Origin of the sequence: Pseudodesulfovibrio piezophilus C1TLV30, assembly GCF_000341895.1 — a bacterium.
Taxonomy (GTDB): Bacteria; Desulfobacterota; Desulfovibrionia; order Desulfovibrionales; family Desulfovibrionaceae; genus Pseudodesulfovibrio; species Pseudodesulfovibrio piezophilus.
In genome coordinates this window covers 1,059,806-1,082,558 of the sequence record NC_020409.1, presented here as the reverse complement: position 1 = coordinate 1,082,558, position 22,753 = coordinate 1,059,806, and the positions used below count along the sequence as shown (strand labels likewise).

At 49.7% G+C, this 22,753-nt stretch carries 17 protein-coding genes; 8 read left to right on the top strand and 9 right to left on the bottom strand.

What is annotated here, in order from left to right:
* Nucleotides 1-45: 45 nt before the first annotated feature.
* The 3 genes from BN4_RS17035 to BN4_RS05190 all read right to left on the bottom strand — a co-directional run bounded on the left by BN4_RS17035 (nucleotide 46) and on the right by BN4_RS05190 (nucleotide 4,923).
* Complete coding sequence (locus tag BN4_RS17035; protein WP_015414315.1) at nucleotides 46-2,364, bottom strand: methyl-accepting chemotaxis protein; 2,319 nt, start codon at nucleotides 2,362-2,364, stop codon at nucleotides 46-48.
* A 197-nt stretch (nucleotides 2,365-2,561) separates the two neighbouring features.
* Nucleotides 2,562-4,409, bottom strand: coding sequence for a lysophospholipid acyltransferase family protein (locus BN4_RS05195; protein WP_015414314.1), 1,848 nt, complete (start codon nucleotides 4,407-4,409; stop codon nucleotides 2,562-2,564).
* A gap of 172 nt (nucleotides 4,410-4,581) precedes the next feature.
* On the bottom strand, nucleotides 4,582-4,923 hold the full coding sequence (locus BN4_RS05190) for a hypothetical protein (protein ID WP_015414313.1): 342 nt from the start codon (nucleotides 4,921-4,923) through the stop codon (nucleotides 4,582-4,584).
* A 159-nt stretch (nucleotides 4,924-5,082) separates the two neighbouring features.
* Here BN4_RS05190 and BN4_RS05185 point away from each other — a divergent pair, with 159 nt between their 5' ends.
* The 3 genes from BN4_RS05185 to groL all read left to right on the top strand — a co-directional run bounded on the left by BN4_RS05185 (nucleotide 5,083) and on the right by groL (nucleotide 7,737).
* Nucleotides 5,083-5,517 carry a bacteriohemerythrin gene (locus tag BN4_RS05185; RefSeq protein ID WP_015414312.1) on the top strand — a complete coding sequence of 145 codons (435 nt, stop codon included), beginning with the start codon at nucleotides 5,083-5,085 and terminating at the stop codon, nucleotides 5,515-5,517.
* A 219-nt stretch (nucleotides 5,518-5,736) separates the two neighbouring features.
* A complete protein-coding gene (groES, locus tag BN4_RS05180) occupies nucleotides 5,737-6,024 on the top strand; it encodes a co-chaperone GroES (protein WP_015414311.1) in 288 nt (95 codons plus the stop codon).
* Nucleotides 6,025-6,084: 60 nt separating this feature from the next.
* Nucleotides 6,085-7,737 carry a chaperonin GroEL gene (gene groL / locus BN4_RS05175; RefSeq protein WP_015414310.1) on the top strand — a complete coding sequence of 551 codons (1,653 nt, stop codon included), beginning with the start codon at nucleotides 6,085-6,087 and terminating at the stop codon, nucleotides 7,735-7,737.
* 280 nt (nucleotides 7,738-8,017) lie between these two features.
* On the opposite strand, the gene BN4_RS05170 is transcribed toward groL, so the two are convergent.
* Nucleotides 8,018-9,022 (bottom strand): LysR family transcriptional regulator, encoded by a 1,005-nt coding sequence (locus tag BN4_RS05170; RefSeq protein ID WP_015414309.1) that lies wholly within the window; start codon nucleotides 9,020-9,022, stop codon nucleotides 8,018-8,020.
* Nucleotides 9,023-9,147: 125 nt separating this feature from the next.
* On the bottom strand, nucleotides 9,148-10,044 hold the full coding sequence (locus BN4_RS05165) for a LysR substrate-binding domain-containing protein (RefSeq protein ID WP_015414308.1): 897 nt from the start codon (nucleotides 10,042-10,044) through the stop codon (nucleotides 9,148-9,150).
* Nucleotides 10,045-10,142: 98 nt separating this feature from the next.
* On the opposite strand from BN4_RS05165, the gene BN4_RS05160 reads away from it, so the two are divergent.
* On the top strand, nucleotides 10,143-10,607 hold the full coding sequence (locus tag BN4_RS05160) for an NHL repeat-containing protein (RefSeq protein WP_015414307.1): 465 nt from the start codon (nucleotides 10,143-10,145) through the stop codon (nucleotides 10,605-10,607).
* Between the two features lie 23 nt (nucleotides 10,608-10,630).
* On the opposite strand, the gene BN4_RS05155 is transcribed toward BN4_RS05160, so the two are convergent.
* Nucleotides 10,631-11,521: a tetratricopeptide repeat protein gene (locus tag BN4_RS05155; protein WP_015414306.1), complete on the bottom strand. Its 891-nt coding sequence runs from the start codon at nucleotides 11,519-11,521 to the stop codon at nucleotides 10,631-10,633.
* Between the two features lie 446 nt (nucleotides 11,522-11,967).
* Between BN4_RS05155 and BN4_RS05150 the strand changes: the two genes are divergently transcribed.
* Nucleotides 11,968-13,206, top strand: coding sequence for a M48 family metallopeptidase (locus tag BN4_RS05150; RefSeq protein WP_015414304.1), 1,239 nt, complete (start codon nucleotides 11,968-11,970; stop codon nucleotides 13,204-13,206).
* A gap of 71 nt (nucleotides 13,207-13,277) precedes the next feature.
* Nucleotides 13,278-13,769 (top strand): cyclic nucleotide-binding domain-containing protein, encoded by a 492-nt coding sequence (locus BN4_RS05145; protein WP_157871263.1) that lies wholly within the window; start codon nucleotides 13,278-13,280, stop codon nucleotides 13,767-13,769.
* 193 nt (nucleotides 13,770-13,962) lie between these two features.
* Here the strand turns inward: BN4_RS05145 and BN4_RS05140 are convergent, their stop codons facing one another.
* Nucleotides 13,963-15,915: a methyl-accepting chemotaxis protein gene (locus BN4_RS05140; RefSeq protein ID WP_015414302.1), complete on the bottom strand. Its 1,953-nt coding sequence runs from the start codon at nucleotides 15,913-15,915 to the stop codon at nucleotides 13,963-13,965.
* A gap of 459 nt (nucleotides 15,916-16,374) precedes the next feature.
* Between BN4_RS05140 and pgm the strand changes: the two genes are divergently transcribed.
* Nucleotides 16,375-18,027 (top strand): phosphoglucomutase (alpha-D-glucose-1,6-bisphosphate-dependent), encoded by a 1,653-nt coding sequence (gene pgm / locus BN4_RS05135; protein ID WP_015414301.1) that lies wholly within the window; start codon nucleotides 16,375-16,377, stop codon nucleotides 18,025-18,027.
* A 94-nt stretch (nucleotides 18,028-18,121) separates the two neighbouring features.
* Here pgm and BN4_RS05130 read toward each other — a convergent pair whose 3' ends face one another.
* Together BN4_RS05130 and BN4_RS05125 are read right to left on the bottom strand one after the other, a co-directional pair.
* Complete coding sequence (locus BN4_RS05130; protein WP_015414300.1) at nucleotides 18,122-19,513, bottom strand: MFS transporter; 1,392 nt, start codon at nucleotides 19,511-19,513, stop codon at nucleotides 18,122-18,124.
* A complete protein-coding gene (locus BN4_RS05125; protein ID WP_015414299.1) occupies nucleotides 19,503-19,979 on the bottom strand; it encodes a MarR family winged helix-turn-helix transcriptional regulator in 477 nt (158 codons plus the stop codon). Before BN4_RS05125 ends, BN4_RS05130 begins: the two co-directional genes overlap by 11 nt.
* 223 nt (nucleotides 19,980-20,202) lie before the next feature.
* Here BN4_RS05125 and BN4_RS05120 point away from each other — a divergent pair, with 223 nt between their 5' ends.
* Nucleotides 20,203-22,680 carry a hypothetical protein gene (locus BN4_RS05120; protein ID WP_015414298.1) on the top strand — a complete coding sequence of 826 codons (2,478 nt, stop codon included), beginning with the start codon at nucleotides 20,203-20,205 and terminating at the stop codon, nucleotides 22,678-22,680.
* The last annotated feature ends 73 nt before the right edge of the window (nucleotides 22,681-22,753 follow it).

Below are 22,753 nucleotides of genomic sequence, written 5' to 3'. Positions count from 1 at the left end.
TTCCCGTTGCCAAGCGGGGGAGACAAGGATGAAGGTCGGGTCGAATCAGAAGTGTTCGTAGTCGTCTTCATCCAGGAGGTCACTGGCTATTCCCATGTCGATTCCTGGCGCATTGTGCGGATCGGAGAGAGGGGGTGCTGATTCCGGGATAGCTGATTTTTGTTTTCCGGCGGAACTGTGAAGGCTCCCTTCGACCCTGAAAAAGGAGACGGAATCCTGAAGGACTTCCGCTTGTGCCGCCAACTCTTCTGATGTCGAGGCGAGTTCTTCAGAGGCAGAGGCGTTTGCCTGGGTCACCAGGTCCATCTGTTGGGTCGCAATGCCTATCTGCTGGATTCCAGCATTTTGTTCGGTACTTGCGATGGTTATGCCCTGAATAAGGTTCGCGGTCTGCTTGATCTGAGGAACCATCTTTTCAAGCATGGTTCCGGCTTTCTCAGCCACGGCCAGACTGGAGCCTGACAGCTCGCTTATTTCATTGGCCGCCTTGCCACTTCGCTCCGCCAGTTTGCGCACTTCCGATGCGACGACGGCAAACCCTTTACCATGTTCGCCTGCCCGTGCCGCTTCTATGGCTGCATTCAATGCAAGCAGGTTGGTCTGTCGGGCAATATCTTCGACGATGCTGATTTTTTCAGCGATTTCACGCATGGCATGGACGGTTTGAGTCACTGCTCGCCCGCCTTCTTCCGCATCTTTTGCCACCCCATTGGCCATGTCTTCGGTTTCTTGTGAATTGTCTGAAGTTCGGGCGATATTTGATCCCATTTCAACCATGGATGCAGAGACTTCTTCAACGGTCGCAGCCTGTTCGGTCGCGGCCTGCGAGAGAGCTTCTGCCGAGGCAGACAGCTCTTCACTGCCGCTGGCGACATTAGCCGCGCTTTCCTGAATGACGCCAATGGTTTCGCGCAGCCGCGAGGCCATGTCATTGAGCGCAATGCACATAAGCCCTATTTCATCCTTGAAATGATACGGGAGGTATTGAGTCATATCTCCCTCAGCCATGAGCCGTACCAGAGTGGCACTCTCCTTGACCGGCTTCGAGATTGACGAAGCAATATATATTGACATGAACACACCGAAGATCAGTGTGAAAGTGAGCAGGACTATGATGGCGATATCCGCTTCACGAACTGCTTCCTGCGCCATGAGCTCCGCTTCATGGGCCAGTTCGGACCCAAGCGATTCGAAGCGCATGAGCAGCCCGTTCAGAGTTCCGTTATCCTTGGCGATGATCGCTTCTTCCCTGATCAGGATGGTCAGGCTGGTAGTGACCTGGGCGACCTCATTTTGAATATTCGCCAGCAAGGAGAGGTCTTCGCTTTCAGTGAGTTGCTCTTTGAGTAAGTCAAGGAGTGCAATGACATCGGTAAAGATGCGTTCCATTGTTGCTATATGGACCGGTTTTTTGTCGAGGATGAATCCCGCTTCATGATACGCCGCTTCCAGCAGTAATTTTTCAGTTCGATTCAGCTCATCAATGATATGATTCAAGCGAATGGCTTTCGCCTTGTCTATTTCCTGAGTTGCGTCAGAAAGTTGTTGAGCCTTGTGATGCTGTCTCATCGATTCCAAGGCGACTCCCATCTTGGTCTGAAGCCTGTCAAGCTCCTCTTTTCGTTCTTCGACTGCTTGGAATGAGGTGACAACTTCTTCAAGGGTATTGGAGTAGGGGGGGAGGATTGTTTCCAATTCTTCCAGATTCCCCTGCATTGTCTGATGCATGAGCCCGGATGTCTTGATCTGGTTTATCGTGTCGATAATGGCAGTCAGGCCCTCATGAATTTTGGTGACTCGACTTTCCCCATAGTCTTTATTCTCCATGCCATGCAGAAGATAGTTTGCCTGTGCCGAACTGATTTCATTGCCGATGGTATCAATTTGAGTGAAATGCATGGAGAGTTTTGCAAACCCGGATGCATGGTCCAGATAGTAAAAAGCCCCAGCCCCCAGAAGAGCTGCAGTCACCACAAGGTATCCGAAACTGACATACATTTTGTATGCGATTTTGAGGTTGATGAAAATCTTACTGAAAATGATAGCGAAAAAACTGATGACCATGAGAGTCATGACGCCGATAATCAGCCAGAATGTCCAGCTTAATCGGGGAGAAAACTCCAGACTCTGTCGAGCTTCCGGTTCCACAAGGAAGTCTGTTCTCAATGTTTCAAGAGTTTTTTCGTCAGCGAACGAGAGTGTGGAAGTTTTGTTGGCCTCGGTCATGTACAGCACAGGGGAGTCTGAAGAAATCGGCTGCGCAGCTGACGCAGGTGACAGACAAAGAGCTGTGCTGATGAGGATCAAAGCAACAATGAATACAAAGATACCTGATCGGCACCAATACCGGAACGTGATTGGCATTGAGAAACTTCCCCCGTTAAACATGACAGATGGACGTTTCTTTTCTCTTATCACACTGGGCCGAACATTCCATTATAATGAATTGTAAGAATGAGATGCTTGCTTTTTTGAGAAATATCCCTTCATGGGAGGAGGAAATAAGCAAAAACAGAATGCTCTCCCATGCTTTTATGGCAAGGCTCAGGGGGAAGATCCGGCTAGGCTGCCGGGTAAATTTCTGCCAAGCGAGAGGGCTTGGTCACAGGAGTGGCGGTGTTACTGTCGAGGAAGGTCTGGACACCATTTTTTCCCATAAACCGTGCCAGGACTTTCGGGTCCGACTGCATTAGGTCAACAAGGATCAGTCCATCCAAACAGTTTCCAAAGTCAGGATCGACATTGAATCCAATGATTTTACCACCAAGTTTGAGGTATTGCTTCAGGAGAACAGGTATGGAGGTTCCTCCTTCCACGTCGCTGACCAGTGCACTGACATCTTCTGGGTCATTGAACATACTTTTGGGGAGTGTGAAATCGACTTTCTTGAGTCGTTTGCTTTTTGGCGGACGCTTGGGGTGTGCCATGTTTGCCAGTTCGGGCAAAGCGCAATGGCGTTCCATGAATCCAATGATCAACTCGCGGGAAACGCCGGAATATTCACCTGAAATTGAGACACATCCAAAGAGTTTCGTATATTTGGGGTTATTGACGACAAACTGTGCAACGCCTCGCCAGAGAAGGAGCAATGGCTGATAACTTTTCTGGTATTGCGGGGTGATAAAGGAACGTCCCATCTCAAGGGCTGGTCCCATATTTTCCAACAGGCCGGGCTGATAGTCAAAAAGCGTGGAAGTATAAAGTCCCTTGGGACCGCTTGATTCGAGTATTTCGTCCGTCAAACCGAACCTGTATGCTCCGGCGACTTCTCGTTCCTTGTGGTTCCACAGTACGAGATGACGGTAGGTGTCATCATATTCATCAATATCCATGGCTCGCCCTGTTCCTTCACCAACTTGCCTGAAAGTCCTTTCTCGCTGGATGCCTATTTCTCGCAAGAGACGGGGAATCTGAAAAGCGCCGGAGTGAAAAACAGTAAAATCACCAGAGCTAATGAGTATTGAATCATCCGGCAGGGCTGCAACTTCACTAGCTAGGATATGCTTCCCACGAGAATTGGCGATAGTTGCCAGTCTCCTTTTGTGTTCTTTCGGTTTGAATCCGAATCGGTGTTCCTCCTTTTTGCGAAGGAGATATGTTCTGAAGCGGAGATAATCCATGAGGTCCTTGTCCGACTCGTGGATGGCGAGCTTCTCCGAATTGACCACCGACCCAAAGGCGACTCGGATGGAGCGTTTGGAAGCATGTTTAAGATTTTCATGAGGTAAGAGCACAGTCCGTAGTTTCGGGTGGATCAGTCCGAGGGTTTGAAATAGCCCACTGTTGCGGCCATCAAAAAAGACCGGAAGGACCGCAGCCCCGGTTTTGCGGATAATACGTCCGATCATGGGGGACCATTCCGGATCGGCCACCATGGCTTTTTTCACTTTGAGACTGGAGACTTCGCCTGCCGGGAACACAATCAGCATCCCGCCATTTCTGAGCCACCGCATGGATTGCTTGAGGCCTGCGATATTTTTTTTGGTAGATTCCGCTCTGCCAAAAGGGTCGACCTCAATGAGAAGTTCATCTATTTCAGGGATTTTCCCCAGCATGAAGTTGGCCATGACTTTGATGTCCGTGCGAACTGCTTGTAGAATCTTAATCAACAGAAGACCTTCGAGTATACCGAATGGGTGATTGCAAACAGCGACCAAAGGGCCGGTCTTGGGGATTCTGCTGACCGGTTGACCGTCAACGGAGAATTTGACCCCGAGGATTCCCATGGCCTGTTCGACAAACGATTGGTCACTGCCGGACTGATGCAGTTCGGTATACATTGCATTGAGCGTTTTCAAACGCAGGACTTTAGAGAGTGGTTTTTTGAAGAATGAGAACAGAGTTTGGCGTACAGGGTCCCCAAAGGGGGAATCAAGATGAAGGAGCGGTCCAGTGATATGGCTGTCCATGAAAGCCTCCAGAGTTGGTTTGTCAGAGACTAAGGGAAACAGGTCTCTCAAATCCTCTCGAAGCAGTGACGAATATTCGTCACTTGGTGACGATTCTCCGTCGATTTCGTGACAGCGCCATGGGTATCTGCAAAAGCGAGTGTGCTCTTACTCTTCTTCCTTTTATTATAATCTATTGAGGAATATCTGGTATCCCTTGAACATGCCAATGCTCACGCGGAATAGGTAGACAGATATTCCTTTTAGCTATTTCGGCACACATGAAAAGATTTCCGGAATTCTCTTCCCAGAACACCCTGTCGACAAACAAGGAAATAGCCTGCGCCACAGTCAGATTTTCATCATTGGCTGCAGGCATGAATTGCCGCATAACAGCCTGTGCTCCATGGTGAACACTGTGAACGCCTTCCAGAGAAAGCGCCACGTCTTCAAAGTCGATAGCATACAAAATGGCATTGGTCTCATAGTCTTCATAGAAGAGGTTCTGTGAAACAGGTTGGTGCATACTAGACATGGTTCCTCCTTATTTTATTAAAAGGAATGCAAGTACCGGACCTCTACTCTATAAAAAAGAACATGAGTGGTTTATAAAAATATATGCGAAGGGTGACATGGAAGAAAATACCGTATAGAATATTCAGCAATGAAATGAATCGCGTTATAGGAGAAGCGCATGTCTTCAAAGCTCAATCTTATCGGTTTTACGGAAGAATACCTGCTGGACATACCGGAAATTGACGAACAACATAAAAGGTTTTTTGATTTGCTTGCCAAGATAGGGGATGCCGCACCGGATCTGTATAAGGTTCTGGATGACGACGAGGTGGATGCCGTTGTCGATGTGCTGGATGAATTGCGTGATTATGCCATGCTCCATTTCCGTACGGAAGAGGCGTACATGCGTGAAGTCGATTATCCCGGCATTGCCAAGCAGAAATCAGAACATAACCGTTTTATGACGGATGTTATTCGTATGGAGGCCGAGTTCATGAATGGTTCAGCCATTCCTGCTATCAAGATCAGAAATTTCATGCATGATTGGTATCGTGAACACATTCTGGAGCTTGATAAGCCGTTTAGTCTTTTCTACAAAGAAAAAACAGGCTAATATTTTCTTGGTATCGTTGGAAAAAGAATTCCGGCAGCGGCGTTCAGTGCTGACCGGAATTTTTTTTGTCTTATGCGCTTGACTCTCGATTAACCATGTTTATCTTTCATCAAGCCTGGAGGAACGATCTCGTTCTCCGGGGCAAGGGAGCCGAAGCAGGGGGTGCAAGCCACTTCGACTCCGCTTAGCAAGTACAATCACAATTGGAGGTATAAAGGAATGAAGCTTAAACCGCTGAACGATCGAGTTCTGGTCAAGCGTCTGGAAGTGGAAGAAAAGACTGCGGGTGGCATTTACATCCCGGACTCTGCCAAGGAAAAGCCCCTGAAGGGTGAAGTCGTTGCCGCCGGTCCCGGCAAGCTCGATGACGACGGCAAACGCGTTGCCATGACCGTTAAGGTCGGCGATACAGTCCTGTTCGCCAAATATGCCGGTTCTGAAATCGCCATTGATGGGGAAGAGAATCTGGTCATGCGTGAGGATGATATCCTCGCCATCGTCGAATAAGTTCTCGGATCATTAATTTTTTCATTCAAAACAAAACGATTTTCCCAAGGAGAATAAACAATGTCGAAAGAAATTCTTTTCGATGCCAAGGCTCGTGAGAAGCTGAAAGCTGGTGTGGACAAGCTTGCAAACGCTGTCAAAGTCACCCTGGGGCCCAAGGGCCGCAATGTTGTGATCGAGAAATCTTTTGGTTCCCCGGTCATCACCAAGGATGGCGTCTCTGTTGCCAAGGAAATCGAACTGGAAGACAAGTTCGAAAACATGGGTGCCCAGATGGTCAAGGAAGTTGCCTCCAAGACTTCTGATGTTGCCGGTGACGGTACCACCACTGCAACTGTCCTGGCACAGGCTATCTTTTCTGAAGGTGTGAAGCTCGTGGCAGCAGGTCGTTCTCCCATGTCCATCAAGCGCGGTATTGATAAGGCTGTTGAAGCCATCGTTGCCGAGCTGGAAGAAGTTGCCAAGCCTACTCGCGATCAGAAAGAAATCGCTCAGGTTGGTACCATTTCCGCCAACAATGATGCTACCATCGGTAACATTATTGCCGAAGCCATGAATAAGGTCGGCAAGGAAGGTGTTATCACCGTTGAAGAAGCCAAAGGTCTGGACACCACCCTCGACGTTGTCGAAGGCATGCAGTTTGACCGTGGTTATCTCTCTCCCTATTTCGTGACCAATACCGAGCGTATGACCTGCGAGATGGAAGAGCCTTTGATTCTGATCAAGGAATCCAAAATCTCCAACATGAAAGAGCTGTTGCCTGTCCTGGAACAGTGCGCCAAAATGTCCAAGCCGTTGATGATCATCGCTGAAGACATTGAGGGTGAAGCTCTCGCCACTTTGGTTGTCAACAAGCTGCGTGGCACCTTGAATGTTGTTGCTGTCAAGGCTCCCGGCTTTGGCGAACGTCGTAAGGCCATGCTGAAAGACATCGCGACCCTCACCGGTGGCACCGTCGTCTCCGAAGACCTCGGAATCAAGATGGAAAGCCTCACCGTGAACGATCTCGGTTCCTGCAAGCGCATTGTCATCGACAAGGAAAACACCACTGTTGTTGACGGAGCAGGTAAAGCCGATGAGATCAAGGCTCGCATCCAGACCATTCGCGCCGAAATCGCTGAGTCGTCTTCCGATTACGATCGCGAGAAGCTTCAGGAGCGTCTTGCCAAGATCGTCGGTGGTGTCGCAGTCATCAATGTTGGTGCTGCTACCGAGACCGAGATGAAGGAAAAGAAAGCCCGCGTTGAAGATGCACTCAACGCCACTCGCGCTGCTGTCGAAGAAGGCATCGTGCCTGGTGGTGGTGTTGTTCTGGCTCGCTCCGGCGTTGCTTGCTCCAAGGTCGAGGTTGTGGATGATGATGAGCAGGCTGGCGTGAACATCATTGCCCGCGCTGTCGAAGAGCCGTTGCGCCAGATCGCTGCCAACGCAGGTCTCGAAGGCTCTATCGTCGTCGAGAAGATCAAGGAAGGCAAAGGTGGCATGGGTTACAACGCTGCTACCGACAAGTACGAAGACCTCATCGAGGCCGGTGTCATCGATCCCAAGAAGGTGACTCGTACCGCGCTTCAGAATGCTGCTTCCGTCGCTGGTCTGCTGCTCACCACTGAGTGCGCCATCGCCGATAAGCCTGAGCCTGCTTCCGCAGCTCCCGCTATGCCTGGCATGGGCGGCGGCATGCCCGGAATGGGCGGCATGGGTGGCATGTACTAAGTCTTCCCGCTTAAGCAAAAAGAATATTCCGGCCTGTGACATCTGTCACGGGTCGGTCTTTTTTTTGCTCTCAATCACAGTTGATGGAGTCGCTTTTTGTCGGTTTTTTGGGAAATCGGGAGCAGGGGGTGATATCTCCGACACTGGGGAATGCACGATTCAGTCTTGGGTGGCATTGAGAGGTGTGAGTCGGCGCCGTTCTTATCGTTGTGCAGATGTTTGAGAGTTTTCTTTATTGAGACATTTGTGCCGCATTTACGGGGTTTGATCTCTGTTTCCTCTATTCTCCAGGCCGAAGGAAGTCTGGAAGTTCGACGGGGTTGCTCTTTTCTGGAAGACAAGGAACGGCTTGTTCGCGAGTGAAGTTCCAACACTCATTGAGTGGTTTGGCTGAGGTGTCACAAAAATCGGCGATGATCGTGAGGAAATAGCGGAGAGGACTAGATATCTCGCCTTTTTTCCATGCGATTTTTATGGAGCTGTGCTGTTCGTTCCCATCCCAGTCAAAGGGAAGAAATGTGACACAGGCGGGGCGGACCTGTTTCATGCGTTCTGGAATGAATCCCATGCCCATGCCTGCTGCTATGAGCGACAGCTTTGCTTGGTGCGTGTTGGCATCCTGAATGATTTTGGGTCTGATATCGAGTGTGCGAAATCGTGTCAGGGTGCGTTCGTAGGCATTGGGATAATTCTCGCGTGAAAACATGATGAATAGTTCGTTATCCAGGTCTCGCCATCCCACACTCTTTCGGACAGCCAAGGGGTGAGTTTCATGCACTGCGAGATAATATGTATCTACCAGGAAAATTCTGGAGTTCAGAGTCCTTGCATCAGACGCATTGTGATGACAGAGGCCAACATCAAGACTCCCGGCACGGAGAGCTTCCTTTTGGTTGCGTGATTCATTTTCTTTCATTTCCAGTGTGATGCCCGGGTGCTGTTTTCTGAACGCTGTCAAAGCCTCTGGAAAGCGGGTCTGGATGGCCGAGTTCAGGTAGCCGACACGAAGGCGACCTGTTTCTCCTCGGGCAATTGATCGAACCGTTTTCACTCCTTCCTCCAGGTTTCTGAGGCTTTCACGGGCGACTGTGAGGAAGGATTTACCTTCCTCTGTCAAGGTGACGATCCGGTTGGTACGGTGAAAAAGAAGAACTCCCAGCTCTTCTTCAAGTTTTTTGATCTGTTGAGAGAGAGGAGGCTGAGCTATGTGGCAACGTTCAGCAGCCCGTGTGAAGTTTAACTCTTCGGCCACGGCAATAAAATATTTGAGTTGGCGTAATTCCATTGCAATCTCCATCATTTCACAAACTGAAAAGAAACGATGTTCTTTTCCTCTCTGTCTTGAATTCTTTTTTATCATATTACTGAAAGCGTATGGGAAAACAAGACGTCACCGGGAGAGCAGAGGGATTATTTATCAGGATTATTACTGAATCTGGCGACAACATCCAGGAACTTTTGCAGAAGTTTTGTGTGGTTCTTTTGCTTCCAGAGGGCTGTTATTTCCCATTGAGGAAGGTCTCCATCAAGTGGCCGAAAGATAACACCGAAGCGTTTGTCCTCTGCGCTGGACGCTGGAACCAAGGCACACCCAAGCCCTGTGGCGACAAGGGCGACAGTCGATTGCTCCGTATTAACTTCCTGAACTATATTGGGCATGAAGCCCGCTTTGTGAAACGAGCCTATGAGTGAGCGGTAGAGGGCGGGCTGCGCGAGGCGTTGGTTAAAAATGAGTGGTTTGCCTTCGAGATCTTTTATATTCACCCGTGTTCGGTGGGTAAAATCATCCCCTTCAGGAATGGCCAGGACGTATGGTTCGCGGAGAAAAATCATTGAATCAAGTCCAGTGGTGTCATGTCCAAAGAGCCTGACAAAGGCTATGTCGAGTCGATCAGCCCTGAGCATGGGGAGTTGTTCGGATGTGGATTTTGCCGAGAAATCCAAGCGGATTTGAGGGTTGTCTTCCCGAAAAGTTCTGATTGCTTTGGGAAGATTACTCAGTGATGCCGGTCCAATGAAGCCTACTCGAAGCTGGCCCTCAAGGCCGAGGGCCATATCCTGAACACAGGCGACAGCTTCGTCAATTCTGTCCCGTATGTCCTTGCAACGGCGCAGGAATTCCTTGCCTTCAGGTGTCAGGGAAACCCTTCGGCTGGTTCGTTTCAGAAGAATGACCCCCAACTCTTCTTCAAGCCGCTTGATTTGTTGCGACAACGGTGGCTGGGCTATGTGGCATTGTTCTGCCGCACGCCCGAAGTGCAGTTCCTCTGCTACGGCAATAAAATAAGCAAGTTGTCTGAATTCCATTTTTTGAGACTTAATTCATATTAATCTTGTTGTAAATATGTATTAGACATATTGATTAAGGCTCTCTAGCGTGAGGCATCAAAGGCAGGAGGTTTGTCATGATGATGTTTCAGAAGAGAAGCGACCGTTGGGTGTCTGTTGTGATGCTGCTGATTGTGTTGGCCAGCGTGCCAGCGTTTGCGGAAAAGGAGCATCGTTCAGTCGTTTGCGCCAAGTTTTCATGCTGTGCGGGGTTGATTATCGATTCTCGGGGATGCCTCTACTCCGCAAATCCTCAGACGGGGAATATCTATTGTATTCCACCGGGGATAGAGCCAGTCTTGCTGGGGAGGGTGGAAGGAAAGCCAACAGTGTTAGCTGTGGATAGACTGCGTATTCTTTTTGTTGCGACAGAGAGTGGGGTTGTCTATCAGGTCGAGCGGACAGGGGAGATCAAAAAAGCGTTTCATGTGCATGGCACGCCGGTCGGACTTGCTGTTGACCGGGATGGGGGGCTGATTATCGCCATTCAGAATGGAACGATTCTTCGAGTACGCCGCTCTGGGCTTTTGTCCATGCAGTAACCGGGAAAAGTGTTTCGAGCTAGCTAGAAGTTCAGGTCGTGCATTTTCTTTTCGCTGTTCGTGCCATTTTTTTGAGGTGCCGTACTTCCGCCATTGCTGCTCCCTGATGTTGTGAATATCCTTGGTTCAGCTTGTTTTATTAACTTCTTGGCTTCATTGTTCAGCGGATTTCTATCCAGGGCAGCTTTGGCATTATTATAGACTTCGCTCCACTGCCGCTTCTTGAGGAAAAGTTTCGCCATTCGCAGGTAGAGGCTTTCGCTCGCGCCGACATAACGCATGGCGTCCTGAATGGCGGCAAGCCCTTTGTCTATCTCCTCCATTCCTTCATAGCTCAGGATCAGCGCATTGTGCGCACGGACATCATTGGGGGATTCGCTCAAGGCTTTGGTCAGGTATTCAACTGCTTCGGAGAACATTCCAAAGGTTGTTAACCTATTTCCGATATCTGAGTCGATTCCTTCGATATCCTGAAAGTATTCTGAAATTTTGCGGTAGAGTTTACGGGCTTCAAGTTTGTTGTCGTCCTTGATGAGTGTTGCGGCTTTGATCATGTTGTCATCCAGGACGGCAAGTCGTTTGCGGAGTTTGGTCACACGAGCCTTTTCCATGGCCTCGCCCAGCTTTTTGTGCAACCGCATCAGGGTTTGGTAAAATGCTTTTTCCTTGCCTTTTTGATACTTGAGCCCTTGGGGAAAGAGCCTATTTATCATTTTCATCTTGTTGAGGTCTCGGAGCGCCTCGTCAAGATGGGCATGGATTTCAAATTTTTCCGCACCAAAAACAGGACTGGTCACCATATTCCGTATGGCGTTTGCCAGACATGAGAGCGTCTTGAGATAATCACTCTTTTTGGTGTAGGCCCGCGCCCTGGCTATATCTTCACGAATTTCCTTCGCTGTCACTTTCGGCATGTTGCAATATCCCCGGCGGTTGTTACGGTCCGGTTAACACGTAAACTAATACAGGGTTGTACTTTTAGCAAGTAGGGAGCAAAAAACGGAGTTTTCCTGAACGACTATGGTATGCTCATGTTCCAGATCCTTGTGTTTTCTTTCTTGCGAATCGAGTCCTTTTGCGGGATCTCTTGCAGACTGGGGTTTTTCGAGATCGGCAAAAGAATATTCAAACAACTTATAGTGTAATGGTTGGATATTATTGTCAACTCGCCATTACTCATCTCATTCCCTCTCAATCATGCTGTCTCAGATCGGATGTCTTCTCGATATCCATTCGTTGACGTCAGGTCCCCCTGCGGATAGCTTTTGTGCCACTTCCATTGACTGGGCAAATATTCGACGTTGATGGCTGGGCCACGGTTTGAAGATGATGCATCATTATTTCTAATAACGGGGGACTTTTGAACATCTATTTCATTATTATATTGGTTTCACTCATTGTATCCTGGGTGCTTGGAGTCCTGTCCAATCTTTTAACTCTCAGGCATATGGAATCGACCCTTCCTCCGGAGTTGGCTGACATCTACGATGCGAAGACCTATGCCCAATCCCAAGACTATGCCCGATCAACCATGCGCTTTTCAACTGTCAATGACACTGTCAGTACTCTGTTGATTATAGTTTTTTTTGTTCTCGGAGGCTTCAACTGGGTCGATGGTCTTGTTCGTTCTTGCAGTTTGCCGCCGATTATCGCAGGTCTGACCTATATAGGTCTACTGGGAGTCGGGAGTTTTGTCGTTGGGCTGCCTTTTGAGCTTTATGAAACTTTCGTCTTGGAAAATAGGTTCGGTTTTAACACCACCACAGTCGGGACTTTTATTCTGGATCGGGTCAAGGGGGGAGTTCTAACAGTTTTTCTGGGAGGAGTCCTGATCGCAGGGGTCCTCTATTTTATTCAGCAAACTGGCACATGGGCCTGGGTTTGGTGTTGGACTTTGACGACATTTCTTTCTCTCGGCCTGACGTATGTCGCCCCGACGTGGATACTGCCTTTGTTCAACTCTTTTAAACCATTGGAAGCAGGGGAACTCAGAGATGCCCTTGAGCATTTTGCAAAAACGGCGGACTTTGAGTTGACCGGCATATTCGTCATGGATGGTTCCAAACGATCTACCAAAGGCAATGCTTTTTTTACCGGGTTCGGCAAGCGTAAACGCATTGCTCTTTTCGATACCCTGATCAAAACCCAGTCACCTGAAGAAATTGTCGCAGTGCTTGCTCATGAAGTGGGGCATGCAAAGAGGGGACACATCAGAAAAGGGTTGTTGTCCAGTGTTCTCAAAACTGGTGTCATATTTTACCTCATGTCAATATTTATAACTTCGCCGGGCCTTTTTGCCGCGTTTGGGATGGAACACATGTCCCTCTATGCCGGGCTGGTCTTTTTTTTCCTGCTCTATGCTCCTCTTTCCCTGGTTCTGGCCGTGGTAAGCAATCTTATCTCCCGAAAACATGAATTTGAAGCCGATGCTTTCGCCGCGGAATCCACGGGGAACCCGGCCTCCATGATTTCCGCGCTGAAAAAATTGTCAGCGAATAATCTCTCGAATTTGACCCCTCATTCGTTGACCGTCTGGCTCGAGTATTCACATCCTCCAGTGCTTGAACGTGTCAGAGCTTTGTCCCGGTTCATGAAATAAATATCGATCACCTTCCTTTTTTATGGCATGTTTCACGGTATCACCGTGAACAATCGATCATGCGAGGGGCCATGAAAGAAGTGCCATTCGATCCGGAAAATGATGATATTATGCTGCATCTGCGTAATGTCCCTGCTTTTAATGCCTTGCCTGACAGGCATATTCGTCAAGCCATGACAGCTGCGTCCATTCGCCGGTACGAATCCGGAGAAGTTATTGTTACGGAAGGGGAGTTCGACAATCAGGTTTACTTCCTGATCTTTGGGGTCTTGGAGGTTTCTGTTGGCGGTAATGTCGTCGGAAATCTCAAGCGGCTCGGTGATGTCTTCGGTGAAATGGGAATTATTGATGGGAGCCCCCGTTCCGCGACCATCATAGCGACACGAACATCTTTGGTGGTGACACTGGACGATACTGCCATTGGTACATTGGGAGACGGTAGTAAAATATTTACGCAAGCAGTCATGTACCGTGTTTTCGCGGAAGTGATGGCTGTGCGGCTACGTGCTGCCAATGAGCAAATCAGCGAATTGTCAAGAGAGCTCGCTCGACTCAAATCCTGAAGCCCAAAGAGTCCTGGATTCCCGAGATGGGGCGCTGTGTTTGAGATGAGAATTTCTTTCCTCACCCCTCATCATTGTGTCCCGCACTTCAATAAAAGCAGAGGGCGCACCCCACCGCTCCAGAGTGAAGGAGGATAATCGGGCAATCGAAAATGGACCTCTTTAATCCAGTATCAATTGCCCGACACAATCTTTAGAATCGTTCGTATTCTTCCTCTTCCTGGCTTCCTGGGAGTGCGGCAGGAGTGGCTGAAAGGTGGGATGATGTGACCTGCTGGTTTCGTGTATGAGGCGTGTTGACCACGCGGACTGATTTTGTGGTGCCATGCGGTCTATTAGGGGCATGGTCACGGTCGACTGTAAAGAATTCCATGGTTTGTTGAAGTTGCACTGCTTGGCCTGATAACTCCTGGGATGTCGCGGAGAGTTCTTCGGAGAATGAAGCATTTTTTTGAACCACTATATCGAGATGCTGGATGGAAGTGGTAATTTGCTTTGCTGATTCGTGCTGTTCACTGCTCGCCGCAGCAACTTCCTGGACAAGCTCTTCGTTGTGTTTGATATCCTTGACAATTTGTTCAAGCATCGAGCCTGCTTTTTCTGCCACTTTGAGGCTGTTACCTGTCAGGTCACTAATTTCAGAGGCTGCTACCCCGGAGCGTTCAGCCAGCTTTCGTACTTCGGCGGCGACCACGGCGAACCCTTTTCCATGTTCTCCGGCTCGGGCGGCTTCGATGGCGGCGTTGAGGGCAAGCAGATTGGTCTGTCGGGCTATTTCTTCAATGATGGATGTGCGATCCGCGATATCGCGCATGGCAGAAACGGTTTTCCTGACCGCGTCGCCGCCTTCACTGGCATCTTTGGCTGTCTTGACCGCTATTTCTCTGGTTTCCTGTGCCACTTCCATATTTTGCTGAATATTGCTGGCCATCATTTCCATGGAAGCTGAAATTTCTTCCACGCTGGCGGCCTGCTCTGTGGACCCTTCACTCATTTGTTCAGCAGAGGCTGCTATTTCTTCACTCCCTGCCGCGACCATTTCAGCAGCGGATTTCACATTGTGGACAACCCGCCGAAGGGATTGGACCATGCTGCCCAGTGAACGCATGAGGTGCCCCAATTCATTGGGAGAGTCGCTCTTCACATCTTTGAGCAGAAATCCGTGTGACATATCTTTGGCAAGAGTCATTCCCTCGGTAACAGGAGAAACGACCAAGCGTTTGAGAAAAAGAACCACCAATCCAATGACAATGATGACAATGAGAGCGCCGATTCCCATAAGGACATACCCCTGCTCTATGGCACCGGACGCCAGGTCATCCTGATAGGCAGACATGCAGACTATCCAGCCTGTCGTGGGATCCGTATGGAAAATCATAAGCTTGTCTTGCCCTTCCCAGTCATACTTGACAATCCCATCCTTTTCTCTGAGGGCAGTCTGAACAAACCCCCACTTGCTGTAGTCCTGCGTAATGAGTTGACTGTCTCGCGGGTGATATATGAAGCGCCCATCGCCATCAAAGACAAACCCATATCCTTCCTTGCCGATGGATATCGGCTCCACAAACGTTTCAACGAATTTATCCCAAGCCCCATAAATAGCCACGCCACCGACGAGTTTTCCTTCGTTGTTGTAGACCGGTGTACTGATGGCAAAAATCAAGGCCCCGTCAGTTTTCGATTTCATGACTGTGCGAGAAATGAAAGATTTTTTGCCGCTTAGAATGGCTTTGACATATTCTCTGTTGGAAACATCCAGGCCGACCATGGAATCTCCATTGGCCATGGTGCCTGCCATGATGTGCCCTTGAAGATTGAATGTGACCGCCGCCCAGAGATTTGAGTTGTCTGCAACATATATTTTAAGCACCTTTTGTGCTCGACTTGGGTCATTTTCAAGTGATTGAACAATCCCGGATCGCCCGGAGAGCGCTTTCACTGCAGCAATGTTATCCTCAATAAAGAGCTGTAAAGCAGCAGTCACAGCTTGTGCTTGATTATTCGCTGCTACTGTCTGATTGGAAAGGCTCATTTCATAAGAAGAATCATTTACATAATATACAAGAGTTGCAATACCGATAATTATTGACATAACAGTTGGTAAAAGCATGGCGCGAGACAAACTTTTTACAATCCAATGTAGCATAGTATTGCTCCTGACAAGAAATAACCCTGATTTGGGCACTCCCACTTGTCTTTTGTTTGGGAATGGGTATCGTTATCAATTTCATCAGACGTATATAGGCGAAATAGTGCCTTTAAACATCCGTGGGATACATCAAGTTAATATGGAATGAAACCTGATTATACCTTTTAGAATACAAAATAATTTTGACGAAATATCGTCTTTGAAAAGAGTGCTTTCAGAGCCAATATTCTACTGTATGTCTTCCTTCTTTTATGAACATCCAATTATTTTTTGTACTTTGTACCGTTATTTTTTCGCGTTATGATTTGACGTCTTTCCTTAAGGTGTTTCCATGGGGGGTGTGGGCTGGTGAGAATGTTCAAACTGACGTAGGAACAGGTAGAAGCGGTCGAGAGAGTGTCTGCTTTATGTGTTTTATTTGATGGGAGTTTTATAACCCTTAACAGGAGAATAGACGTGGCACTGCATGAATTGGCCGGAAAGCCTGCACCTCAAGAACTTCTTGTCAATATCCCACGGCTTGTCTCAGCATATTATTTGGTTCGGCCGAATCCGTTGGAGGCGAGTGGCCGAGTGGCATTTGGGACATCTGGACATCGGGGGTCTTCTCTGGACGGCAGTTTTAATGAAGCGCACATCCTGGCTGTAACGCAGGCCGTCTGTGAATATCGGAGTCGGGTCGGTATCAATGGGCCATTGTATCTCGGTATGGATACACACGCCTTGAGTGAACCTGCTTTGGCCTCGGCTTTGGAGGTCTTCGCTGCCAATGGGGTGACAGTAAGGATTCAGAAAGGACTGGGCTATACGCCAACGCCTGTTATTTCTCATGCCATAATAAGCTGGAATCGAGGGCGAACATCAGGTCTTGCCGATGGAGTTGTGATAACGCCTTCGCATAATCCGCCAAGGGATGGTGGCTATAAATACAATCCTCCACAGGGGGGACCGGCCGATACCGGAATCACTTCAACTATCGAAGCAAGGGCAAATGAAATTCTGGCAGAGGGGTTGAAATCTGTTCGTCGCATTCCTTACGAAAGGGCGCTCAAGGCGGGAACCACGGAGTCCTATGACTATGTAACCCCCTATATCAGTGACTTACGCTATGTCGTGGATATGGAAATGATCAGAGAAGCAAAGCTCAAGATCGGCGTAGACCCCATGGGCGGGTCGGGCATTGCCTATTGGGAACCTTTGGCTGAAATGTACGGACTCGATATGACGCTGACCAACCGCGCCATTGATCCGACTTTTTCTTTCATGACAGTTGATGGAGATGGGAAGATTCGCATGGATTGTTCTTCTCCTTCGGCTATGGCTTCATTGATTCGGCACAAGGACCAATATGATATCGCTTTCGGTAACGATCCTGATTACGACCGGCATGGTATTGTGACCCGGAGTTCCGGGCTTCTCAATCCAAATCATTATCTTGCGGTGTGCATTGATTATCTGTTTTCCCACCGCCCGGATTGGCCCGAAACTGCGGCTATCGGCAAGACGCTGGTCTCCAGTTCCATGATAGACAGAGTGGCAAAAGGACTGGGGCGTCGGTTACATGAGGTTCCCGTGGGATTCAAATGGTTTGTGGATGGGCTTGTGGATGGTTCGTGCGGTTTTGGTGGCGAGGAATCAGCTGGAGCCAGTTTTGTCAGATTTGACGGATCGGTTTGGACTACGGATAAAGATGGCATTATCCTCAATCTTCTGGCTGCGGAAATCACCGCTCGAACCGGACGCGACCCAGGTGAATTATACGGGAAGCTGGAAGAGCTATACGGGTCGCCTGTCTATGAACGGATGCAGGCTCCTGCATCACGAGAGCAAAAAGCGGCGTTCAAGTCCCTGACCCCGGAAATGGTTACTGCGGACACCCTGGCTGGCGAACCTATCAAAGCCAAGCTTACTCGCGCACCGGGAAATAATGCCCCTATCGGCGGGCTCAAGGTGACAACCGAGAATGGTTGGTTTGCAGCCCGTCCATCCGGCACGGAAGATATTTACAAGATTTATGGCGAATCCTTTCGGGGGCTGGACCACCTTCATCGGATTCAGGAAGAAGCTCAGGCAATTGTGAGTGCGGTTTTTGAAAAGGCCGGAGTCTAATGGGAAAAGAAAGTAATTGACTGAAAAAGAATAAGAAACAGGCTTTGACGGATTGTCCTCGTCAAAGCCTGTTTGTTTGAGGGGGATTGTTCTTTTAACCTGAATATTCCTCTCGAACCGTGCTGTGTTTTTTGCGAGCGCGGGCTGACATGATGACTCCGAACGCGCTGAAAACGGTGAGGGAGATGAAGGCGGCATTCATGGCTGTGACATATATCTCGCCGTCACCCTTGTGCAGCGATGCAGGGCCGATGATGATAGCAAAGACCGCACTGATGAAGACGAGGCTCACGGTCATTCCCGTGGTTCGCATACCTGCGACCACTGCGGAAGCGACACCATAATTTTCCCGACTGACTGCTCCCATGATAACCGCCATGTTTGCCGTGGCGAAAATGGCACTCCCCGCACCGCATAATCCCAGTATGATGAGTATCAAGGGGAGTGATCCTTCTGTGCCGAGGAAGATGGCAACGCCAAGGCCAAGAGTTGCCAAGACCATGCCGAGGGTCGCGATGATGTAGGCGGGCCAGCGTTCGCACCAGTTACCACTGATGAGAGAAAAGAGCACCTGCATGACAGGTTGGGCCATAAGAATTATTCCAGCTTCACTGGCGGTCATGCCTTGGGCTATCTGCAAGTAGAGTGATATCAGGAAGGTGACACCGAATGTGGCGGCATAGCTGATGAATTGAACCGCACTTCCCAAAGAAAATGATGGATTCCCTTCAAAAAGAGTCATGTCCAGCAAGGGCTCTTTGGTTCGTTTTTCCCAGAGAACAAAGGCTGCGAGAGAAAGGAGTCCCACAATCAGCATGACTTTTCCGCTGGTGTCATTGAGGTGAGAGCCTCCCTGGGAGAGCATGATCATTCCCAAGGCGCACAGGATCGCACCTCCCCAGTCAAAACGAATCCCACGGGTTATGACTGGTTTGACCGGCAAGGTCTTGAGCGAAAGAATCAAGCCGAGAAGACACGGGAGCGCTCCGGCATAGAAAATCCAACGCCATCCCCAGTGAGTGACGATCATACCTCCGAGCCATGGGCCTGCGGAGAGGCCCAGATAGACGCCTGCTGAAGCGATACCCATGGCCTTTGCCCGTCCCGGTCCGGGGTAAAGGTCCGCAAGGATTGCCAGTCCGGTGGAAACCATCATGGCACCACCCGCTCCTTGAAAGACACGTAAAATGATGAATTGGGTAATGGTCTGGCAAATTGGAATAAGCAGGCTGATCATGGTGAACCAGGCGACTCCAACCGCAAAGGTTGTCCCTCGGCCGATTTTGTCCGAAAGTCGGGTGACCGGGAAAAGCAACATGGCAACGGCAGAGATGTAACCGGATTCAACCAGTCCGAGTTGTGAAGCGCTTGCACCGAATTCCAGCCCCAGTGCGGGGACAGCCACAGCCACGGCCGAGAGCATGAACACCAGCGCAAATTGGGTGATGGTGATGGTCATAAGACCTGTGGTTCTTTCATCTTTCATAGCAGCTTTCCTTCCCGCATGATCCTAGCTCAGTCTTGACGGTCCCTATGACTCTATCCAACAGGCGAAGGAGGAGTTCCTTTTCTTCGGTGGAGAAATCATTGAACATCATATCATCATGTTCATCCAATATGCCAAGCAGATGGGGTAAAACCTCGCGGGCCTTGTCCGTGGGGTAGACCAGTTTTTGCCGCCTGTTTTTGGGATTTTCCTTTCTGACGACAAAATCCAGTTTTTCCAAAGTCTTGAGTGTCCGAGCCGTTGCAGCCCGGTTGACGCAGGCTCGAGCGGCCAGTTGATCCTGTGTCTGGCCTCCCTTTTCCAAAGTTATTTGGATGTAGGGAACCTGTCCCATCGTCAGGCCGCTCCCCGCCAGTTTTTTCTCAAGTAGACAACCGTTTATCCTGAAGAGGCGTGCGACTCGAAACCCCAGGCTATCCAATCGACGTTTTCTGAAATCAATCATCTTTGGGCCTTTGTTGACATGTTAACAGTTTGTTGATTCGGATCTACATCCGCTTTGTTAACCTGTCAACAGTTATTTGTAAAAGGTGCGTTGAGACCGGTCATACCGTTCTGGCGTGCAATATTTATAACCGCATCAAAATTGCCTTCACCTGTACATGATTGTGTCAATCATGCTATGGGAGCTGTAATTGTGTGAAATGGATCTTTATAGGAGAGGCGTTATGAAAACAGTTGAGTGTTTGCTTCGACGCATGCTGTTATCGGGTATCACCATGGGGCTGGTGATGCTTCCGATCATGGCCTTTGCCGGAAATATTCCGGTATCGGAAATGGACCCAGCCGGATATCCGGCTCAAAATACAGGGTGTTTGGCACCCGGAAAATGCCACGCCGGAGTTGAGCCGATACGCGCACATGATTCGGAGATGGCTCGGCAGATTTATGCCAAAGGAGCCGCATTGGGCGACCCGAATGGGTGTGTTGTGTGCCATGGGGGAAATCCGACAGAGGAAAAGGATGCCAAGATCGCTCATACCGGTGTGCCTGGAGGAAGTCTCCTGACAGAATTTGTCACACACGCCGGTTCAATGTGGGTCAATGGCAAGACATGTGGTCAGTGTCATGAAGATTGGGTCTATGCCGGGCATCGATCCATCATGCAGACTGAGGCGGGCAAGATCGCTGGCTGCCTGTGGGGCTGGGGATCGGCAGGGACCGGCATGAAGGTTATCTATGGAAATTATGACATAGATGACCCGGATGGCGATACTCCGGTTTTCGGGACCGAGGAATACAAAGCGTATACTCGTCAATTGATGCAGGCCAATCCGGATGTTTTTCCTCAAAGACTCAAGGTCATGCCTGCCACTGATGTGGAAACTGTCGCCGCCAATCCTGAAACGGCGGTGTATACTTATATCCGCTCTCAATGCCAGCGCTGCCATGTTGGTGTCAAAGGCCGCGACAGGCGAGGCGATTTCCGTGGCATGGGGTGTGCCTCCTGCCATATTCCGTACTCTAATGAAGGTTTTTATGAAGGTGGGGATGTCACAGTTCCCAGAGAGAAGAGCGGGCGTATGCTTGTTCACTCTATCCAGGCCTCTCGCGACGCCAAGGTCGTGGTCAATGGCAAGGTCTATTCGGGTATTCCGCAGGAAACATGCGCTTCCTGTCATAACAGAGGCAAGCGTATTGGAATGTCGTATCAGGGGCTGATGGAATTCCCCTATGGGACGCCGTTTACGGCAGATGGTTCCAAAATGCCAAAACTGCATACCAAATACTATACCCCCATTCAGGACGATGTTCATCACAGGCTCAAGTCCCGTGAAGGGAATCCTGAAGGCGGGTTGCTTTGTCAGGATTGCCACGCAACCACTTCGATGCATGGGAACGGAAATATAACCGGGACCCTCCTGGCCAATGTGGAAATTGAGTGCGCTGACTGCCATGGTACGGCACAGAAGTATCCATGGGAATTGCCCCTCGGGTTCGGTGACGAATTCGGGAACGAATTGGATATGGAAAATGGCCGGGGAACCGCTGATTCCTTGCCGTCCGAGGTTGCCAGTGGAATGATATATCCCATGGAGGATGGCTATATTCTCTCTGCCCGCGGGAACCCGCTTGGGAATATTGTGCGCAAGGGAGATAAAGTTATCGTTCACTCGGCAACGGGGTTGGACTTTGAAGTCCCGGCACTCAAGGGTATTGCCAAGGAGAACAAATGGAAGGAACCGGAAAAGGCCATGGCTGCGAAAATTCGCAACACCGAGCATGTGGCCAAGATGGAATGCTATGCCTGCCACTCCGCTTGGGCTCCCCAATGCTACGGATGCCATATCAAAGTGGATTATTCGGGCGACAAGTCTGATACGGATTGGGTCGCCACCGGGAATGCCCGGCTGGCTGACGGAACCAACCAGCAACAAAAACTTATGGGCAAGGCGAGCGAGAGCCGCTCTTATCTGCGATGGGAAAATCCGGTGCTGGGCATTAATGGAGAAGGACGAGTAACTCCGGTCATTCCAGGTTGCCAGCAGATAACAACGGTGATTGGGCCGGACGGAAAGACAGTCATCAATAATAAGATCTGGACGACGCCCAACGGACCTGAGTATGGAGCAAAAGCTGGGTTGCGCGGGTTGGACATGGCTCCGGCCGCACCTCATACCACGACACGGGAGGCTCGGGACTGCGTTTCCTGCCATGCTTCTTCAAAGGCTCTTGGGTATGGGACGCATGACGGGCGTTACATGAAGTCGTACCAGCAGGGCGTCTATGCAGAGATGATGACGAACACCGGTGAGTTGTTATCCACTCATGCCAAGTACCAGGTGTCGCCTATCCCGGATTTGCCCATGACTCTTGACCAGATAATAACTCGGGATGGCAAACAGTTGCAGACAGTCGGGTCCCATTGGCCGACTTCCGGGCCTCTCACGGCCGAGCAGCGTTCCAAAATGGAGCGTGTCGGTGTTTGTGTCGCCTGCCATAAGGAAGTTCCGGATGGTGCCATTGCCTATGCCATCCTTTCCATTACGGGCAGTCGGTTGGGGTTGATTCCGGTGACGGATAAGGAGCATCAGCACCTGGTCGGTCGCATCATGTTCCTGGCTTCCAACGTGGAAGTCTTCGGAACCGGCGCAGTCATACTCCTGGTACTCTGGTTACTCGTTCGTCGTAAGAAGAGACCCTGATAGAGCGACGACTCCCTCTCCATCCATAAACAAGCGGGCCGCATTTTCAGAAATACGGCCCGCTCTTTTTCTC

Excerpts from the sequence above, each read along its gene's own strand:
- groL (WP_015414310.1), top strand. The coding sequence starts at position 6,085 with ATGTCGAAAGAAATTCTTTTCGATGCCAAGGCTCGTGAGAAGCTGAAA.
- BN4_RS05140 (WP_015414302.1), bottom strand. The coding sequence starts at position 15,915 with ATGCTACATTGGATTGTAAAAAGTTTGTCTCGCGCCATGCTTTTACCA.
- groES (WP_015414311.1), top strand. The coding sequence starts at position 5,737 with ATGAAGCTTAAACCGCTGAACGATCGAGTTCTGGTCAAGCGTCTGGAA.
- BN4_RS05185 (WP_015414312.1), top strand. The coding sequence starts at position 5,083 with ATGTCTTCAAAGCTCAATCTTATCGGTTTTACGGAAGAATACCTGCTG.
- BN4_RS17035 (WP_015414315.1), bottom strand. The coding sequence starts at position 2,364 with ATGCCAATCACGTTCCGGTATTGGTGCCGATCAGGTATCTTTGTATTC.
- BN4_RS05195 (WP_015414314.1), bottom strand. The coding sequence starts at position 4,409 with ATGGACAGCCATATCACTGGACCGCTCCTTCATCTTGATTCCCCCTTT.
- BN4_RS05160 (WP_015414307.1), top strand. The coding sequence starts at position 10,143 with ATGATGATGTTTCAGAAGAGAAGCGACCGTTGGGTGTCTGTTGTGATG.
- BN4_RS05145 (WP_157871263.1), top strand. The coding sequence starts at position 13,278 with ATGAAAGAAGTGCCATTCGATCCGGAAAATGATGATATTATGCTGCAT.
- BN4_RS05155 (WP_015414306.1), bottom strand. The coding sequence starts at position 11,521 with ATGCCGAAAGTGACAGCGAAGGAAATTCGTGAAGATATAGCCAGGGCG.
- BN4_RS05190 (WP_015414313.1), bottom strand. The coding sequence starts at position 4,923 with ATGTCTAGTATGCACCAACCTGTTTCACAGAACCTCTTCTATGAAGAC.
- BN4_RS05170 (WP_015414309.1), bottom strand. The coding sequence starts at position 9,022 with ATGGAATTACGCCAACTCAAATATTTTATTGCCGTGGCCGAAGAGTTA.
- BN4_RS05130 (WP_015414300.1), bottom strand. The coding sequence starts at position 19,513 with ATGAAAGATGAAAGAACCACAGGTCTTATGACCATCACCATCACCCAA.
- BN4_RS05120 (WP_015414298.1), top strand. The coding sequence starts at position 20,203 with ATGAAAACAGTTGAGTGTTTGCTTCGACGCATGCTGTTATCGGGTATC.
- BN4_RS05165 (WP_015414308.1), bottom strand. The coding sequence starts at position 10,044 with ATGGAATTCAGACAACTTGCTTATTTTATTGCCGTAGCAGAGGAACTG.
- BN4_RS05125 (WP_015414299.1), bottom strand. The coding sequence starts at position 19,979 with ATGATTGATTTCAGAAAACGTCGATTGGATAGCCTGGGGTTTCGAGTC.